This window comes from Leisingera sp. ANG1, assembly GCF_000203975.2.
Lineage (GTDB): Bacteria > Pseudomonadota > Alphaproteobacteria > Rhodobacterales > Rhodobacteraceae > Leisingera.
In genome coordinates this window covers 310749-328156 of the sequence record NZ_AFCF02000001.1, presented here as the reverse complement: position 1 = coordinate 328156, position 17408 = coordinate 310749, and the positions used below count along the sequence as shown (strand labels likewise).

Sequence of the window (17408 nt, the reverse complement as noted above, 5' to 3'; positions counted from 1 at the left end):
CCCTTTATAAGCAATTTCCGGCTTTCGTCCAAGCTAAAAGTTTGAAAAGACGAAAAAGCGCACGTAGCGTGCGGAGGCAAGAAAATAAGGGCAGAGCGGGATTGTTGTGAATCAGCGAAAAGAAAATTTCCGGACTCTTCGCGCGGCATTGGCTGGAATCACCCTGGCAATTACCGCGAATTATGCGCAAGCAGAATCGGCCCATGGCATAGCTATGTACGGCGACCCCGCACTGCCACCGGATTTTGTGTCTTTACCCTATGCGAACCCGGACGCGCCGAAGGGCGGCAAGGTTGTGTTCGGCAATACCGGAGGTTTTGACAGCCTCAATCCGTTCACCCTTAAGGGGACCTCTCCGTGGCAGCTGAGGTTCTGGGGATACGAGAGTCTGATGGGCCGTTCCTGGGACGAGCCATTCACCCTTTACGGTCTTCTGGCCGAATCGATTGAGGTGCCCGAGGACCGTTCCTGGGTCGAATTCACCCTGCGGCAGGAGGCCCGATTCTCTGACGGCAGCCCGGTGACGGTCGAAGACGTGATCTGGTCTTACGAGACTTTGGGTACCCAGGGGCATCCGCGCTACCGCGGGTTCTGGACCAAGGTGGAGACCATCGAACAGACCGGACCGCGCAGCCTGCGGCTGACCTTCAATGTTGAGGACCGCGAGCTGGCGCTGATCGCTGGCATGCGGCCGATCCTGAAAAAGGCGCAATGGGACGGCAAGGACTTTGCCAGCGATGCCGTTGAGGGCGCGCCCATCGGCACCGGCGCCTATGTGGTCAGCGCTTATGAGCCCGGCCGCTTTGTCACCCTGCGCCGCAACCCGGACTATTGGGGCGCGGACCTGCCCCTGCAGCGCGGAACCCAGAATTTCGACGAGCTGCGGATCGACTTCTTCGGGGATGAAACCGTTCTGTTCGAGGCCTTCAAGGCGGGCGAACTCAGCGCATTGCGCGAATTCAATGCCGAAAAATGGGAAAGCGCCTACAGCTTCCCGGCGATCACCCGCGGCGATGTGGTCAAAAGCGAGATCCCGCATCAGCGCCCCTCCGGCATGACCGGGCTGGTGATGAACACCCGCCGCGCGCCGCTGGATGATTGGCGCGTGCGCGAGGCGCTGCTGCTGGCGTTCAATTTCGAATACATCAATGGCACCGTGACGGGCGGTGCCCAGCAGCGCATCACCTCCTATTTCTCCGGCTCGGTTCTGGGAATGCGCCCCGGCCAGGCAGAGAACAAAGTGCGCGCGCTTTTGGAACCATTCCAGGACAGCCTGCTGCCCGGCACGCTGGAGGGCTACACCCTGCCCCAAGGCGACGGCAGCAAGCGCAACCGCGGCAACCTGCGCAAGGCGATGAAACTGCTGGAAGAGGCCGGCTGGACCGTCACTGATGGCGTGCTGCGCAATGCGGCGGGCACCGCGCTGGAGCTCAGTGTGCTGATCCGCCAAGGAGACGGCGAGATGAAAACCGTCACAGAAATCTACGCCCGCGCCCTGGAGCGGCTGGGCATTACCTTGACGGCTGAGACCGTGGACAATGCGCAATACGCCGAACGGGAAAACGCCTACGACTTCGACCTCACCCGGTTCCGCCGGGAACTGTCGCTGAGCCCCGGCAACGAGCAGCGCTATTACTGGGGCAGCGACGGTGTGGATCAGCCCGGCAGCCGCAATCTGATGGGCATGGACAGCCCGGCGGCGGAGGCGATGATTGACGCCATGCTGACCGCAACCGAGCCTGAGGATTTCACCGCAGCGGTGCGGGCGCTGGACCGGGTTCTGACCGCCGGGCGCTATGTCATTCCATTCTGGAGCTTTGATACAGGGCGCATCGCCCACATCAAGGAGATGCGGTTCCCGGACAGGCTGCCGATTTACGGCGACCGAACCGGGTTCATGCCGGACGTCTGGTGGTATCAGGCGGACTGACCGTGCAAAGCGGTTCTGCGCACACCACCAAGCCTGTTGACAGCAGCTATCTATTTCCGTATTTCGCGAAATATGGAAATAGAACTGTCAGATAAACTCGCCGCTCTGGCGCACCCGAAGCGGCTGGCGCTGTTCCGGCTGCTGATGCGCCGATACCCGGACGGCGTGCCGGCGGGTGAAATTGCGCAGGCGCTGGAGTTCAAGGCAAACACTGCCTCAGCTTACCTGTCTGCCCTTAAGCAGGCCGGCCTCATCACCCAGCAGCGCACCGGCACCTCGCTGATGTATGCCGCCAACCTGCCGGGCCTTCGCGGCATGTTCGACAGCCTTTTGACCGGCTGCTGCCAGAACCGGCCCGATATCTGTACCCCTGTCACCAGTGAAGTGGAAACCATGCCGACAACTGAACGCCCGTTTAATGTCCTGTTTATCTGTACTGGTAACTCTGCCCGCTCCCTGCTGGCCGAGGCTATTCTGAACTCCGAGGGCGGCGGCAGGTTCCGCGCCTTCTCTGCCGGAACGCGGCCATCGCCGGGACCACGCCCTGAAGTGATAGCCCTGCTGCAGGCCAAGGAGATTGACACCAGCAGCCTTCGCTCCAAGGATCTGGATGAGTTTTCCGGCCCGGACGCGCCGCAGATGGATTTCATCTTCACCGTCTGCGACCACGCCGCCAATGAGGAATGCCCGGCCTGGCCCGGCCAGCCGATGAGCGCACATTGGGGCCTCGCAGACCCGGTCAAGGCCGAAGGCACCGATGCCGAACGCCGCCTTGCCTTCCAGCAGGCCTATGGGCTGCTCAGAAACAGGATCAGAGCCTTTGCGGCGCTGCCCTTTGAAACACTCGACCGCATGTCGCTTCAGCATCAGGTTGACGATATCGGCCGCCTGAACTCATCCGACTAAACGAAAGCACGGACATATAACATGAACATCCTGGTCCTTTGCACCGGCAATTCCGCGCGCTCCATTCTACTGGAGTCGATTTTCAACACGCTGGGCGCTGGCCGAACCCGCGCCTATTCGGCGGGATCCAATCCCACCGGCAAGGTGCATCCGCAGTCGCTGGTGCTGCTGAATGAGCTGGGCCACGACGTTTCCGGTGCCCGCTCCAAGAGCTGGGACGAGTTCGCCGAAGCGGATGCGCCGGAAATGGACATCGTGATCACAGTCTGCGCGTCTGCCGCTGGCGAGACCTGCCCGATCTGGCCCGGTGCCCCCGTGCGCACCCATTGGGGGGTTGAAGACCCGGCAGCGGCAGATCAGCCGGAGTGGGACAAGGCATTCCGCACTGCCTACATCACGCTGGAGAAGCGTGCCAAGGCCCTGCTGGAACTGCCGTTTGAAAACATGCAGCCAGCGGAACTTTCCGAACAGCTCAAGCGGATCGGAGAGATCGCATGACCGCGCAGAAACTGCTGGCCGAGGGTCTGGGCACCGCCATGCTGCTGATCGGCGTCGTCGGCTCCGGCATCATGGCAGAGACGCTGGCGGATGGGAATGTAGCGCTGGCACTCTTGGCCAATGCCATCGCCACGGGCTGCATGCTTTATGCCATCATCACCACGCTTGGACCCGTTTCCGGCGCCCATTTCAACCCGGCGGTGACGCTGGCCTTTGCCCTGCGCGGCGAGCATTCCTGGAGCGCTGTCGCCCCCTATGTCATAGTGCAGATCGGCGGCGGCATCCTCGGCGTTTGGGCCTGCCACGTGATGTTCGATCTTGCAATTCTGCAAAGCTCCGCCACCATGCACCGGACCGGTACCGCACAATGGTTTTCCGAAATCCTGGCCACCTTCGGTCTCTTGTTCGTGATCTTCGGCGGCCTCCGCTCGCGGCCCGACGCGGTGCCTGCGCTGGTTGGCCTTTACATCACCGGCGCCTATTGGTTCACCTCCTCGACCAGCTTTGCCAACCCGGCGGTGACCATCGCCCGCGGCTTCAGCGACACCTTTGCCGGCATCTATCCCGGCCACATACCGATGTTCATTCTGATGCAACTGATTGCGGTTGGCATCGGCCATCTGGTGCTGCCACGGCTCTTCGCGAAAAGCTAGAGATCAGCAAAAATCCGCTCACATGAGCCGCCCCAGGTCAGCACCCTGGGGCGAAAGTTACAAAATGACACGAAAAGTGTTACCATGAGGGTCTGCGAACCATAAACAACCGTTTGTCAGGGAGTGCCCCCAAATGCCTGTACAAGCAGCAGCTGCCAGCTGGATTGACAGGATGCCCCGCATCAAACAGCGCTTTCCGCATCTGAAAGCCAGCAACGCGCCGTCAATACTGGATGACCGGGACAGATTCGTTGCCTATTTGGCGCGAACGCATCACCTCACCATGAATGAAGCCAAGGAAGAGGTGGACGATTTCCTGTACATCGAAAGCCTGCTGAGAGAGCTGGACGGCCGCCCGCACTGATCCTTCCCGGAAGTATCCGCCAGTCAGGCCAGTGACGTCACCCAGAGGATCGTCGCGTCCTCGGGACTGACGGAAATGACATTGTGCCCCATCGCCGCGTCGTAGTAGGCACTGTCGCCGCGGCGCATCTCCACCGGCTCGTAGAATTCCGTATACAGCTTGACCACCCCGGTCAGCACATAAAGGAATTCCTCGCCGTCGTGGCGCACCCAGCCATCGAATTCATCCATCGACCGCGCCCGCACGCGCGCCCGGTAGGGCAGCATCTGCTTGCGTGTGAGCCCGTCGGCCAGCAGCTCGTGCTCATATGTCGCGGTCGCATGGGCGGAACCGTCACCGGATTTGGTCACCGTCATCCGGCCGTTCACCTGGTCCCGCTGCGGCGGCGTGAACAGCTGCGGAATGGAGATTTCCAAGCCCTCTGCCAGCTTCTTCAACGCCTCGTAAGTCGGTGACATCTGGCCGTTTTCGATCTTGGACAGGGTAGAACGCGCCAGCCCGGCCTGATTGGCCGCATGCTCCAGCGTCCAGTCGCGCGCCTTGCGCAGCTCGCGCACGCGGGCGCCCAGGTCCAGTGGTTCTGCTTGATCGTCGCCGCCGTTCGCGCGGGCGATGGTGATCAGGGATTTCGGATCGCGGCTTTTCATAACAACTCTATAAGCCGCACCTGCGAAGCTTGCAACGCAGCACAGCGCGGGCTAGCCCTTTGCCATGCTGTCGGTTTTTGATCAGGGGCCGTTTGCGCCCTGTCCTTCGCCCTTCAACCTTGCCGCCCATGTGCTGCGCCATGCCGCGCGGCTGGCGGGCAAGACCGCGTTGTCGGTACTTGACGGTGATGCTCCTGATGATTGGAGCTATGCCCGGCTGGAGGCCGCCGTGCGCGGCACCGGCACCGGGATGCTGCGCGCTGGCCTGGTTCCGGGTGACATCGTGCTGATGCGGCTGGGGAATACGGTGGAGTTTCCGGTTGCCTATCTGGGCGCCATTGCCGCCGGGCTGATTCCGGTGCCGACCTCATCGCAGCTGACAGAGGCGGAAACCGCGCGGATGATTTCAGACCTCGATCCGGCGGCGGTGCTGCGCGACCCGGCTGTGGCTTGTGCGAGTCACCCGAAACAGATCAGCACCGAGGCGCTGCTGGACATGCACGGATTGCCGCCGTGCGAATACGCCATGGGCGATCCTAAGCGGCTGGCTTATGTGGTCTACACTTCCGGCACCAGCGGAAATCCGCGTGCGGTGGCGCACGCCCACCAGGCGGTCTGGGCGCGGCAGATGATGGTGGACGGTTGGTACGGGCTGACAGAGCATGACCGGCTTCTGCATGCCGGCGCCTTCAACTGGACCTACACCCTGGGCACCGGGCTGATGGACCCTTGGGCGGCAGGCGCCACCGCGCTGATCCCGGCCCCCGGCACGCCGCTGGAGGACCTGCCTGCCCTGCTGCAGAAGCACCGCGCCACGATTTTTGCCGCGGCCCCTGGCGTCTACCGCAAGTTCCTGAGCGGCAATGCGCTGGACCTGCCGGACCTGCGGCACGGGCTTTGCGCAGGTGAAAAGCTGTCACGCCATCTTCACGAAGCCTGGGAGGCTGCCACCGGCTGCGGCCTCTATGAGGCTTTCGGGATGTCGGAGTGTTCGACCTTCATCTCTTCCTCGCCCGCGCACCCGGCGCAGGACGGCGCCTTGGGCCAGCCGCAGCCGGGCCGCAGGGTCGCGATTGTCGGCATGGAGGGGCCAGTTCCCGTGGATGAGGAAGGCACCATCGCCATCCACCGGTCTGACCCCGGCCTGATGCTGGGCTACCTGGGTGCGCCGGAGGAAACTGCGGCCCGCTATCAGGGTGACTGGTTCCTGACAGGCGATCAGGGGGCAATGTCTGCGGACGGCCAGATCCGCTATCTGGGACGCAGCGACGACATGATGAATGCCGGCGGCTACCGGGTGTCGCCGATTGAGGTTGAGACCGCCTTGGCCGCCCATCCCGGCATCACCCAGGCAGGCGCCGCCGCGGTTGAAGTGAAGGAAGACACTTATATCATTGCCGCCTTCTATACTGGTCCCGAAGAGTTGAAGACCGAAGACCTGCAGGCCTTTGCATCCGAACGCCTGGCCCGCTACAAGCAGCCCCGCGCATATGTTCACCTGGACGCGCTGCCCACTGGCGCCAACGGGAAACTGCTGCGCCGCGCCCTGCCCGCCCTGTTCAAAGGATGACCCAAATGCCCGCCGTCAAGCTCGACATCCTGTCCGACCCGATCTGCCCCTGGTGCTATATCGGCAAGACCCATTTGGACAAAGCGCTGGCCGAGGTGCCGGACCATCCGTTTGTCATCGAATGGCACCCCTTCCAGCTGAACCCCGACATGCCGCGCGAGGGCATGGACCGGCGCGAATACCTGGAGCGCAAGTTCGGCGGCAAGGAGGGTGCGGTAAAGGCCTATGCCCCAGTGGTGGAGCACGCCGAGAAGGCCGGGCTGACGATCAATTTCGAAGCCATGCAGCGCACCCCGAACACGCTGGACGCGCACCGGCTGATCCATTGGGCCGGGGTTGAGGGCAAGCAGACACAGGTCGTTGATGGGCTGTTCAAGGCCTATTTCGTCGACGCCAAGGATATCGGCAACCACGCAGTTCTGGCGCAGGTCGCGCAAGAGGCAGGCATGGAAGCGGACGTCGCCGCCCGCCTGCTGGAAGGCGACAGCGATGTGCAAGCCATCCGCGACCGCGACGCCCATTCCCGCAAAATGGGCGTGAGTTCGGTCCCGACCTTCATCGTTGCCAACCAGCACGCAGTGCCAGGCGCTCAGCCGCCGGAGCTGTGGAAACAGGTGATTGAAGACATCCTGCAGCAGTTGAAGGCCGCAGAGACCGAATAGGCGGGCGGAAATTACTTAGCATCGCAACTATGCACAGCAACCTGTGCAGCCGGGCGCTAGCACGGCAGGAAGGATTGTGGTAGCGGAACCGAACAGCTCCCAGACCGGCCTCATTCCCCGGATCCATCTGAAGAGCTGTTAGAGGTTTCAGATGTCCCAATCCCAGGCTCACAACCCGGCCCATGGCATGGCCAAGGCTGAGTTCATCGCTCTGATTGCGATGATGTTTGCCACCATTGCGCTGTCGATCGACGCCATGCTGCCTGCCCTGCCGGAAATTGGCCAGACGCTCAGCCCGGACAACATAAACCGGGCGCAGCTGGTGCTGACGTCCTTTGTGCTGGGCATGGGGCTTGGCACTTTCTTTACCGGTCCGCTGTCGGACGCCTTTGGCCGCAAGCCGGTGGTGGCTGCGGGATGCGCCCTTTATGTCCTCGCCGCGCTGACCGCCTGGCTGTCGCCTTCGCTGGAGGTTCTGCTGATCTCCCGCGTGCTAATGGGGATCGGTGCTGCCGGCCCGCGGATTGTGGGCGTTGCCGTTGTCCGCGACCTTTATTCCGGTCGCGAAATGGCACGGCTGATGTCGATTGCAATGATGATCTTCATGATTGTTCCGGCCATTGCCCCCTTGATGGGGGCCGGCATTATCGCCCTGTCCGGCTGGCGTGCCATCTTCCTGCTGTTTGCACTGTTTGCAGCGATCATTGTGCTGTGGACCAGCCTCCGCCTGCCGGAGACGCTGGCCGTAAACGACCGCCGAGCCTTTCGCGCGCCGCTGCTGATGGCCGCGGTCAAGGAGATGCTCACTCACCCGACGGTGCGCCTGTCGATCATGGTGCAGACGCTCTGCCTGGGCATGCTGTTCACCATGCTGACCATGGTGCAGCCGGTTTACGACATCATCTTTGGCCGCGCGGACAGCTTTCCCTTGTGGTTCGGGCTGGTCGCAGTGATTTCCGGCACCGCCAGCCTGCTGAACGCGGCTATCGTGGTCCGGATCGGTATGCGCCGCATTGTCACCGTTTCGCTGGCCGCCCAGATCCTGATCACTGGCGCGATGCTGCTGATCAGCGGCTGGAGCCTGCCGGACCCGTGGATGTTCGGCCTGTTTGTGGCCTGGCAGGCCAGCGTTTTCTTCATGGTGGGCACCACGGTCGGCAACCTCAATGCCATGGCGATGGAGCCGATGGGCCATATCGCCGGCATGGCGGCGTCGGTGATCGGGGCGATCTCGACAGTTCTGGCTGCCGCCGTTGCCGCACCTGTCGGGCTGCTGTTTGACGGCTCGCTGGTGCCGCTGGCGGCAGGTCTCTTGATTATGGCCTGCATTGCTTTCCTTCTGATGCTGCAAATGGCCAAGGCCGAGGCGCGTCTGCCCGCCCAATAAGCGCCTTGCCCGCAACCTGGCCGCTCCCTAACCTTCCCATGTGAATGGGGAGGTTTTTTTCATGGGCTATGATTACGATCTCGGCAGTTATTCCTGCCAGGTGACAACCGCTTCGCCTGTGGCGCAGCTCTGGTTCGACCGGGGACTGGTCTGGACCTATGGCTACAACCACGAAGAAGCCATCGCCTGCTTTCGCCGCGCGCTGGAACACGACCCGGACTGCGCCATGGCCCATTGGGGTGCTGCCTATGCGGCCGGTCCGAATTACAACCTGCCCTGGGATCTGCGCGACGCCAAAAGCCGGGCCGAAGCGCTGGCCGAAGCCTTTGACGCGGCGCAATCCGCCCTGGCCTGCATAGAAGGCTGTACAGAGGCCGAACAACTGCTGATCCGCGCCATTCAAACCCGCTATCCCCAGCGCGAGCCGGGTGAGGACATGCACGCCTGGGACTATGACTTTGCCGAGGCGATGCGCACGGCCTTTGCCGCCTGCCCGGATCATCTGGACCTGCGCACGGTCTATGCCGAGAGCCTGCTGAACCTGACGCCCTGGAAGATGTGGGACCTGAAGACCGGCGAGCCCGCCGAAGGTGCCGCCACGCTGGAGGCGCAGGAGGTGCTGGAATGGGCGATGAACAGTGATCCGGCGGCGATGCAGCACCCGGGGCTGCTGCACCTCTACGTGCATCTGATGGAAATGTCGCCCGTGCCCGAAAAGGCGCTGAAGGCCGCCGATGCCCTGCGCACACTGGTTCCGGACGCGGGTCACCTGGTGCATATGCCGACCCATATCGACGTGCTGTGCGGCGACTACCGCAGTGTGGTTTACTGGAACCAGAAAGCGACCGAGGCGGACCTGAAATTCTATGAACGCGAAGGCGCGTTCAACATCTACACCGGCTACCGCCAGCACAACTACCATTTCGTTATTTACGGCGCGATGTTCCTGGGCCAGCTGGAACCGGCGCTGGCGGCCAATCAGGGGATTCTGGACACCACCCCGCCGGAAATGCTGCTGGTCGAAAGCCCGCCCATTGCGGATTTCTTTGAGAGCTACCTGGCGATGCACCCGCATATCCTGGTCCGCTTCGGGCGCTGGGAGGAGGCGATGGCGCTGGAGCTGCCGGAAGATCAGGACCTTTACTGCACCTTGACAGCCAACACCCATTACGCGCGTGCCATCGCCTATGCCGCGACGGGCCGGGTGGCACAGGCTGACGCGGAGGAGCAGTTGTTTCTGGCAGCCAAGTCCCGGGTGCCGGACAGCCGCCGGCTGCACAACAACAAGGTCGTTGATCTGCTTGAAATCGCATCAGAAATGCTGCGCGGGGAAATTGAATACCGAAAGCAGAACTATGACGCGGCCTTCACCCACCTGCGCCGCTCGGCGGAGCTGGACGACAATCTGCCCTATGACGAACCCTGGGGCTGGATGCAGCCCACCCGCCACGCGCTGGGGGCGCTGCTGTTCGAACAGGGCCACGCTGAGGAAGCCGAGGCCGTCTATCGCGCGGACCTTGGGCTGGACGATACCTTGTCTCGCGCCTCTGTGCATCCTGGCAATATCTGGAGCCTGAAGGGGCTGCATGATTGCCTGAAGGCCCGCGGCGAAAGCGTTGAAATCAGGCACATTAAACAGCAGCTGGACCTGGCGCTGGCGCGGGCTGACCAGGCCGTGGGCGCCTCCTGTTTCTGTGCTCAGGCAGCTATGACGCCCACCCCCTGCTGCGGCTGAGCAAATTTCTTGCGAAGAAATTTGCCAAGGAAATTCGAATTTCCTTGGCGCTTAAACTCAAGCCTTCGCCTTCTTTTTCTCGGCCACGACCTTTTCCGCCAGGTCGCGTGCGATAGCAAAGGCGCCCTTGATCTTGTCGGCATCTTTCTTCCAGTCGCGGCGCACGACGATCTTGTTGTCCTTCACCTTGGCCAGGCCGTTCTGACCCTGGATGAACTCCACCAGCCCCTGCGGCGAGGCAAATTTGTCGTTGTGGAACTGAATTGTCGCGCCCTTCGGCCCGCCGTCCATCTTGGCGATGCCTGCGCGTTTGCACATCGCCTTGATCCGGACCACCAGCATCAGCGTGTTCACTTCCTTGGGCAGCTTTCCGAAACGGTCGATCAGCTCGGCCGCGAAGCCTTCCAGCTCTACCTTGGTCGACAGTGACGACAGGCGGCGGTAGAGGCCCAGGCGCACATCCAGATCCGGCACGTAATCCCCGGGTATCAGCACCGGAACGCCCAGGTTGATCTGCGGCGCCCATTGCTCGTCGGCATCCGACAAGCCCTCCATCTCACCCGCCTTGATCTTGGCAATCGCCTCTTCCAGCATCGACTGGTAGAGCTCATAGCCAACGTCACGCATCTGGCCGGACTGTTCCTCACCCAGAAGGTTGCCGGCACCCCGGATATCAAGGTCTTGCGAGGCGAGGGTGAAGCCTGCGCCCAGCGTGTCGAGCGATCCGAGTACCCGCAGCCGCTTCTCTGCCGCCGGGGTCAACCGCTGGCGCGGTTTGGTGGTGAGATAGGCATAGGCGCGGGTCTTGGAGCGCCCGACGCGGCCGCGGATCTGGTATAGCTGCGACAGGCCGAACATGTCAGCCCGGTGCACCACCATGGTGTTGGCGGTCGGAATATCGAGGCCGCTTTCGACAATCGTGGTGGCCAGCAGCACATCGTATTTGCCGTCGTAGAAGGCGTTCATCCGGTCGTCGAGCTCCCCCGCCGCCATCTGGCCATGAGCCACCACGTAAGTCAGCTCCGGCAGCTGTGCCTTCAGGAACGCCTCGACGTCTGGCAGATCAGTGATCCGCGGCACCACATAGAAGCTCTGGCCGCCGCGGTAATGCTCGCGCAACAGTGCCTCGCGGATCGTAACGGTATCGAATTCGCTGACGTAGGTGCGGATTGCCAGACGGTCCACCGGGGGCGTGCCGATGATCGAGAGATCCCGCACTCCGGTCAGGGAAAGCTGCAAGGTCCGCGGGATCGGGGTTGCCGTCAGCGTCAGCACATGGATGTCGCTGCGCAGCTGTTTCAGCCGCTCCTTATGGGCCACGCCAAAGTGTTGTTCTTCGTCGATGATCAACAGACCGAGGTTCTGGAACTTGATGTTCTTGGCCAGCACCGCGTGGGTGCCGACCACGATGTCGACGGTGCCCTTGGCCAGCCCTTCGCGGGTTTGGCTCGCTTCCTTGGTGCTAACAAAGCGCGACAACTGCCTGACCTGCAAAGGGAAACCGCGGAACCGTTCGGCAAAAGACGCGGCATGCTGGCGCGCCAGCAGCGTAGTCGGCGCAACCACCGCAACCTGCAGGCCCGACATCGCAGCAACAAAGGCCGCGCGCATCGCCACCTCTGTCTTGCCAAAGCCGACGTCGCCGCAGATCAGCCGGTCCATCGGCTGGCCGGAGTGCAGGTCCTCCATCACATCCTCGATGGCGCGCAGCTGGTCGTCGGTCTCCTGATAGGGGAAGCGGGCCGAGAACTCCTCCCACGCGTGCGGCGGCGGATCCATCACCGGTGCCTTGCGCAGGGCGCGTTCGGCGGCAATGCGGATCAGCTTGTCCGCCATCTCACGGATGCGTTCCTTCAGCTTGGCTTTCTTCGCCTGCCAGGCGCCGCCGCCGAGCCGGTCCAGCAGCCCTTCGTCGTGTCCGTATTTGGACAGAAGCTCGATGTTTTCGACCGGCAGGTACAGCTTCGCCTGTTCGGCGTATTCCAGCAGGATGCATTCATGCGCCGCGCCCGCTGCAGTCACCACTTCCAGCCCCTTGTAGCGGCCAATGCCGTGGTCTACGTGCACCACCAGATCGCCGGGAGTCAGCGATTGGGTTTCGGTCAGGAAGTTCTCTGCCTTGCGGCGTTTCTTCGGCGCCCGGATCAGCCGGTCGCCCAGCACATCCTGTTCCGCGATCACTGTCATGTCCGGGGCTTCGAACCCGTGTTCCAGTGCCCAAACAGCCAGATGCAGGCCGGATTTGCCGATGCGGGTGCCATCCATCAGCGGAATCGCTTCAGCCAATCCCTCATCCTCGATCAGCCCGGTCAAACGTTCCCGCGCGCCTTCGGAATAGGAGGCGATGAGGACTGGTCCCTCTTGCATCCGGGACTTAATATGTGCCGCCAAGGCACCGAAAAGGCTGATGTTTTCCTGCTGCCGTTCCGGTGCAAAGTTGCGCCCGATGCGCCCGCCCGCATCCGCCACACCGGGACCGGAGGCCTGCGGAAGCGGGTGGAATTGCACCACCCGCATGTCCGAAACTGCTGCCTCCCATGCCGCATCATCCAGATACAGCAAGCCCGGCGGTGTCGGTTTATAGACTGTGTCGATCCGCCCTTTTTGCTCCAAGGCGTGTTTGCGGGTGCCGTACTGGTCCTCGATGCTGTCCCAGCGCGCCAGCCGCGCGGGCGTCATCTGATCGTCCAGCGTGACAGTCGCCTGCGGCAGGTAGTCGAACAGCGTTTCCAGCTTCTCATGAAAGAACGGCAGCCAGTGTTCGATCCCCTGGTGCTTTCGCCCTGCACTGACGGCCTCATAGAGCGGATCATCAGTGCCAGCCGCGCCAAACTCAATCCGGTAGTTCTGGCGGAACCGGGTGATCGCCGCCTCGTCCAGGATCACCTCAGAAACCGGTGCAAGCTCCACCACTTCCAGCTTTTCGGTGGTGCGCTGGGTGGCGGGGTCAAAGCGGCGGGCGCCATCCAGCACATCGCCGAACAGGTCCAGCCGCACCGGGCCGCTTTCGCCCGGCGGAAAAATGTCGATGATACCACCGCGAATGGCATAGTCGCCCGGCTCCATCACCGTGGGACTTTGGGAAAACCCCATACGAACCAGGAAGTTGCGCAGCGCATCTTCATCCACCTGGTAGCCGACGCGGGCGGTAAAGGCCGCCTCGCGCAGCACTTCGCGCGCGGGCACCCGCTGGCTGGCGGCATTGAGCGTGGTCAGCAGCACGAACTGCTTGGGCATCTGGTGCACCAGCGCCGCCAGCGCGGCCATCCGCGCCGCGGAGATGTCCGCATTGGGCGACACCCGGTCATAGGGCAGGCAGTCCCAGCCCGGAAACACAAATACCGGCATATCCGGCGCAAAGAAGGCCAATGCCGCGCGCATCGCCTCCATCCGCTTGTCATCGCGGGCCACATGCATCACCGGTGCCCCGGATTTCTGCACTTCCTTCAGGATCAGCCGGGCGTCAAACCCTTCGGGCGCGCCGCCCATGGTGATTGCACGCTGTGTCATACGGTTTCCTTTCCGGGACTTCCTCCGGGATGGCCCCGGGTCTTACAGGGCTCCGATTGCCAGGTTCTGGTACATCCCCCAGAACGCCGTGACCAGAATGGAGACCGTTCCGACAAACTGAATGTAGAGACGGCAAAACGCCAGCCGCCTGCGCAGATCCTCCCCCGCGGCCTGCTCCCGCGCGATCCGGCGGGCGGTGAAAAAGCTGATCAGCCCCACAACCGACATCGGAAAGGCCAGCAGGAACACCGCCTGGGCGATCTCCATCAGATACACAAACCCAAGCGTCGCCAGTGCCGACAGCACGAAACAGGCCAGCGCCACAATCCACGGCCCCGAGACCTCAGCGATATAGAGCATCCGGTTCACGTTGACCCGGGTGATATCCTCCAGGTCCCGCTCCGCCTGGCCGCCGCGGCGGCGCGCCCGGTAGACCATGTCGTAAGGAACGCCCAGAATCCAATGGCTGGCAGAGGACCACAGGACAGCCAGCGAAATCCAGTACCACAGGTTGGAGAAAGACCGCAGGTCAATCATCTCATAGATAATTTCGAGAAGATCCACTCAAGCCCCCGTCTGCCGCTGCCGGCCCTTGGGGCCTTTTCTTGTAACCGGCCCTATATCAACCGGGAAGCGCCCGCAGGCAAGCCCGCAGGGCGCACAAGTTTCCCGGCGCGGCGAATGTGCCTCTTGTTCCCGGGGCGGCTTCCATGCCACCCATGGGCCAGCCAAAACGAGAGACCGCCATGAAGCCCACCGTCGCGCCCTTTCCCGCCGCCCGCCTGCGCCGCACCCGTGCCAGCCAGGCGATCCGCAACCTGGTGCAGGAAAACACCCTGACCCCGTCTGATTTCATCTGGCCGGTGTTTGTCCGCGACGGCGAAGGCCAGGAGGAGCCGGTTGCCTCAATGCCGGGCGTGATGCGCCGTTCGGTCGACAGGATTGCCGAGGCGGCGGTGGAGGCCCAGGCACTAGGTATTCCCGCCATCTGTCTGTTCCCCTACACCGATGCCTCGCTCAAGACCGAGGACTGCGCCGAGGCCTGGAACCCGGACAACCTGACCAACCGCGCCATCCGCGCCATTAAGGATGCGGCGCCGGAGATCGCGGTGATGACCGACGTGGCGCTGGACCCCTATAACATCAACGGCCATGACGGCTATGTGGTGAATGGCGAAATCGTCAACGACGCCACCGTCGAGGCGCTGGTCAAGATGACCCTGGCCCAGGCCGATGCCGGCGCCGACATCATCGGCCCCTCGGACATGATGGACGGCCGCATCGGCGCCATGCGCACCGGATTGGAGCAAGCCGGACACCACAATGTGGCGATCCTGTCCTATTCTGCCAAATACGCCTCAGCCTACTACGGCCCGTTCCGCGATGCGGTCGGCGCTTCCGGCGCGCTGAAGGGCGACAAGAAGACCTATCAGATGGACCCGGCCAACAGCGACGAGGCGCTTCGGCTGATCGAACGCGACCTGATGGAAGGCGCCGATATGGTTATGGTCAAACCCGGTATCGCCTACCTGGACATCTGCCAGCGGGTGAAATCGGCCTTTGGCGTGCCGACCTACGCCTATCAGGTCTCCGGTGAATACGCGATGATCCAGGCCGCGGCGCAAAACGGCTGGGTGGATGGCGAAAAGGTGATGATGGAAAGCCTGATGGCCTTCAAGCGCGCCGGCTGCAACGGCATCCTCACTTACTTCGCTCCCGCCGCGGCGCGTCTGCTGAACGGCTGAGCCGCCAAGCCAGGCGGTGATGATCACTTCAGCGGGAAGCCGCCAATATCTGCCTTTGCAGCGGATGACAGGCAGCGGTTTTCCGCGTATAACCCTGCCCAGAGCCGGACCAAACCGGCCTTGGAGCAATTCATTACAGGCACCTGAAAAATGAGCGATAATTCCTCTACCCGCATGACCCGCCGCGGTTTTGCCCTGACCGCTTTGGCCGGCGCAGGCGTGACTGCCGCCTGCGGCAACGGCGTCGGCAACACAAACGCAGCCACCATCGACGCCCGTGTCGATGCCACGCTGAACCATATGTACAACCAGTACCCCAATACCCGCACCCTGGCGGACAAGGCTTCCGGCATGCTGGTGATGCCGCTGGTGACTGAGGCGGGCTTTGTCTTTGGCGGCGCCTATGGCCGCGGTGCGCTGCGGATCAATGATGTGACCGTCGACTACTACGCCACCTACAAGGGCAATGCCGGCATTCAAATCGGCGCCCAGCAATATGCCCACGTGCTGTTTTTCATGACCCAGGACGCGCTGTCCGGCTTCCGCCGCTCGCAGGGCTGGGCAGCTGGCGCCGATGCCGAGTTTGTCATCATGAACGAAGGCGAGTCTTTGCGGGCCGATACCAATACGCTGACCTCGCCGGTGCTGGCCGTGGTCTTTGCCCAGGCGGGCCTGCGTGTGGGTGCCACCCTGGAAGGCACCAAATACACCCGTATCATTCCCTAAGCGGAAACAGGCGGCAGAACCCGCCTTTTCTTCTGGCTTGAAATATCCTCGCTGGAGGCATGGCCTTTCCAATTGGAAAGGCCACTTTCATGTCAGCCGTCCAGCTTGCGCAGCCGCTTGAACAGCGACGAGGTGTCCCAGCGCCCGCCGCCCATCTTCTGCACATCCTTGTAGAATTGATCGACCAGCGCCGTCACCGGCAGGCTGGCGCCGGTTTCATTTGCCGCGTCCAGGCAGATGCCCAGGTCCTTGCGCATCCAGTCCACCGCAAAGCCATGCTCGAAATGATCATCCAGCATGGTCTCGTAGCGGTTGGCCATCTGCCAGCTGCCCGCCGCGCCCTGGCTGATCACCTCGACCACAGCGCGCCCGTCAAGCCCTGCCTTCTCCGCGAAATGCAATGCTTCACTCAGGCCCTGCACCAGACCGGCAATAGCAATCTGGTTGCACATCTTGGTCATCTGCCCGGCGCCGCTCTCGCCGATGCGGCGGCAGATGCGGGCATAGGCATCAATCACCGGCTCCGCACGCGCATAGGCATCCTCATCGCCGCCGCACATTACCGACAGCACCCCGTTCTCCGCTCCCGCCTGGCCGCCGGATATCGGCGCATCGACAAACGCGATCCCCTGTTCCGCCGCGGCGCCATAGAGTTCGCGCGTAACCTTGGCCGACACAGTGGTGTGGTCGGTAAAAACCGTGCCCTTGGCCATGCCGGCAAACGCTCCGTCAGCGCCCAGGCAGACCGAGCGCAGGTCATCGTCATTGCCGACACAGGCCATTACGAACTCCGCGCCCGAGGCCGCTGCCCGCGGGGTCGCCGCAAAGTGGCCGCCATGCTCCTTGGCCCAGGCCTTGGCCTTGGCCTCGGTGCGGTTGTAGACGGTGACCTCATGGCCCGCGGCCTGCAGGTGCCCCGCCATCGGATAGCCCATGACGCCAAGCCCCAGAAACGCGATTTTTGCCATCTGCTTTTCCCCTGATCTGTCTTCGCATATGTTGGCACCAACCCTACCACCGCCGCCGCGGGGCGCAATCTGCCATGCGGCTGGAAATGACAAAAACCCAAGGGAAA

General features: G+C 62.7%; 15 protein-coding genes. 11 read left to right on the top strand and 4 right to left on the bottom strand.

Going from position 1 to position 17408, the window contains the following annotated elements; genetic code table 11:
- Positions 1-214: 214 nt before the first annotated feature.
- The 5 genes from GC1_RS01605 to GC1_RS01585 all read left to right on the top strand — a co-directional run bounded on the left by GC1_RS01605 (position 215) and on the right by GC1_RS01585 (position 4351).
- A complete protein-coding gene (locus GC1_RS01605) occupies positions 215-1930 on the top strand; it encodes an extracellular solute-binding protein (RefSeq protein ID WP_029204820.1) in 1716 nt (571 codons plus the stop codon).
- A gap of 72 nt (positions 1931-2002) precedes the next feature.
- A complete protein-coding gene (locus GC1_RS01600; RefSeq protein ID WP_019296242.1) occupies positions 2003-2836 on the top strand; it encodes an arsenate reductase/protein-tyrosine-phosphatase family protein in 834 nt (277 codons plus the stop codon).
- Positions 2837-2857: 21 nt separating this feature from the next.
- A complete protein-coding gene (locus GC1_RS01595) occupies positions 2858-3334 on the top strand; it encodes an arsenate reductase ArsC (protein ID WP_019296241.1) in 477 nt (158 codons plus the stop codon).
- A complete protein-coding gene (locus GC1_RS01590; RefSeq protein ID WP_019296240.1) occupies positions 3331-3987 on the top strand; it encodes an aquaporin in 657 nt (218 codons plus the stop codon). The genes GC1_RS01595 and GC1_RS01590 overlap by 4 nt, the downstream gene beginning before the upstream one ends.
- A 172-nt stretch (positions 3988-4159) precedes the next feature.
- On the top strand, positions 4160-4351 hold the full coding sequence (locus GC1_RS01585; protein ID WP_443136559.1) for a hypothetical protein: 192 nt from the start codon (positions 4160-4162) through the stop codon (positions 4349-4351).
- A gap of 23 nt (positions 4352-4374) precedes the next feature.
- Here the strand turns inward: GC1_RS01585 and GC1_RS01580 are convergent, their stop codons facing one another.
- A complete protein-coding gene (locus GC1_RS01580; protein ID WP_019296238.1) occupies positions 4375-4998 on the bottom strand; it encodes a helix-turn-helix domain-containing protein in 624 nt (207 codons plus the stop codon).
- A gap of 64 nt (positions 4999-5062) precedes the next feature.
- On the opposite strand from GC1_RS01580, the gene GC1_RS01575 reads away from it, so the two are divergent.
- The 4 genes from GC1_RS01575 (at position 5063) to GC1_RS01560 (ending at position 10352) form a co-directional block, all read left to right on the top strand.
- Positions 5063-6568 carry a class I adenylate-forming enzyme family protein gene (locus GC1_RS01575; protein ID WP_019296237.1) on the top strand — a complete coding sequence of 502 codons (1506 nt, stop codon included), beginning with the start codon at positions 5063-5065 and terminating at the stop codon, positions 6566-6568.
- On the top strand, positions 6565-7230 hold the full coding sequence (locus tag GC1_RS01570; protein ID WP_019296236.1) for a DsbA family oxidoreductase: 666 nt from the start codon (positions 6565-6567) through the stop codon (positions 7228-7230). Before GC1_RS01575 ends, GC1_RS01570 begins: the two co-directional genes overlap by 4 nt.
- 151 nt (positions 7231-7381) lie before the next feature.
- Positions 7382-8617 (top strand): multidrug effflux MFS transporter, encoded by a 1236-nt coding sequence (locus GC1_RS01565; protein ID WP_019296235.1) that lies wholly within the window; start codon positions 7382-7384, stop codon positions 8615-8617.
- Positions 8618-8678: 61 nt separating this feature from the next.
- Complete coding sequence (locus tag GC1_RS01560) at positions 8679-10352, top strand: tetratricopeptide repeat protein (RefSeq protein WP_019296234.1); 1674 nt, start codon at positions 8679-8681, stop codon at positions 10350-10352.
- Positions 10353-10409: 57 nt separating this feature from the next.
- Here the strand turns inward: GC1_RS01560 and mfd are convergent, their stop codons facing one another.
- Together mfd and GC1_RS01550 are read right to left on the bottom strand one after the other, a co-directional pair.
- On the bottom strand, positions 10410-13862 hold the full coding sequence (gene mfd, locus GC1_RS01555) for a transcription-repair coupling factor (RefSeq protein WP_019296233.1): 3453 nt from the start codon (positions 13860-13862) through the stop codon (positions 10410-10412).
- A 42-nt stretch (positions 13863-13904) separates the two neighbouring features.
- Positions 13905-14426, bottom strand: coding sequence for a hypothetical protein (locus GC1_RS01550; protein ID WP_019296232.1), 522 nt, complete (start codon positions 14424-14426; stop codon positions 13905-13907).
- Between the two features lie 182 nt (positions 14427-14608).
- On the opposite strand from GC1_RS01550, the gene hemB reads away from it, so the two are divergent.
- Both hemB and GC1_RS01540 read left to right on the top strand, forming a co-directional pair.
- Complete coding sequence (gene hemB / locus GC1_RS01545; protein WP_019296231.1) at positions 14609-15607, top strand: porphobilinogen synthase; 999 nt, start codon at positions 14609-14611, stop codon at positions 15605-15607.
- Between the two features lie 150 nt (positions 15608-15757).
- On the top strand, positions 15758-16333 hold the full coding sequence (locus GC1_RS01540; RefSeq protein ID WP_019296230.1) for a YSC84-related protein: 576 nt from the start codon (positions 15758-15760) through the stop codon (positions 16331-16333).
- 92 nt (positions 16334-16425) lie between these two features.
- Here the strand turns inward: GC1_RS01540 and GC1_RS01535 are convergent, their stop codons facing one another.
- Positions 16426-17394 (bottom strand): NAD(P)-dependent oxidoreductase, encoded by a 969-nt coding sequence (locus GC1_RS01535; RefSeq protein WP_272946421.1) that lies wholly within the window; start codon positions 17392-17394, stop codon positions 16426-16428.
- Positions 17395-17408: the final 14 nt, after the last annotated feature.

Coding starts and splice junctions, on each gene's coding strand:
- GC1_RS01605 (WP_029204820.1), top strand. CDS start 215: ATGTACGGCGACCCCGCACTGCCACCGGATTTTGTGTCTTTACCCTAT.
- GC1_RS01600 (WP_019296242.1), top strand. CDS start 2,003: ATGGAAATAGAACTGTCAGATAAACTCGCCGCTCTGGCGCACCCGAAG.
- GC1_RS01595 (WP_019296241.1), top strand. CDS start 2,858: ATGAACATCCTGGTCCTTTGCACCGGCAATTCCGCGCGCTCCATTCTA.
- GC1_RS01590 (WP_019296240.1), top strand. CDS start 3,331: ATGACCGCGCAGAAACTGCTGGCCGAGGGTCTGGGCACCGCCATGCTG.
- GC1_RS01585 (WP_443136559.1), top strand. CDS start 4,160: ATGCCCCGCATCAAACAGCGCTTTCCGCATCTGAAAGCCAGCAACGCG.
- GC1_RS01580 (WP_019296238.1), bottom strand. CDS start 4,998: ATGAAAAGCCGCGATCCGAAATCCCTGATCACCATCGCCCGCGCGAAC.
- GC1_RS01575 (WP_019296237.1), top strand. CDS start 5,063: ATGCTGTCGGTTTTTGATCAGGGGCCGTTTGCGCCCTGTCCTTCGCCC.
- GC1_RS01570 (WP_019296236.1), top strand. CDS start 6,565: ATGACCCAAATGCCCGCCGTCAAGCTCGACATCCTGTCCGACCCGATC.
- GC1_RS01565 (WP_019296235.1), top strand. CDS start 7,382: ATGTCCCAATCCCAGGCTCACAACCCGGCCCATGGCATGGCCAAGGCT.
- GC1_RS01560 (WP_019296234.1), top strand. CDS start 8,679: ATGGGCTATGATTACGATCTCGGCAGTTATTCCTGCCAGGTGACAACC.
- mfd (WP_019296233.1), bottom strand. CDS start 13,862: ATGACACAGCGTGCAATCACCATGGGCGGCGCGCCCGAAGGGTTTGAC.
- hemB (WP_019296231.1), top strand. CDS start 14,609: ATGAAGCCCACCGTCGCGCCCTTTCCCGCCGCCCGCCTGCGCCGCACC.
- GC1_RS01540 (WP_019296230.1), top strand. CDS start 15,758: ATGAGCGATAATTCCTCTACCCGCATGACCCGCCGCGGTTTTGCCCTG.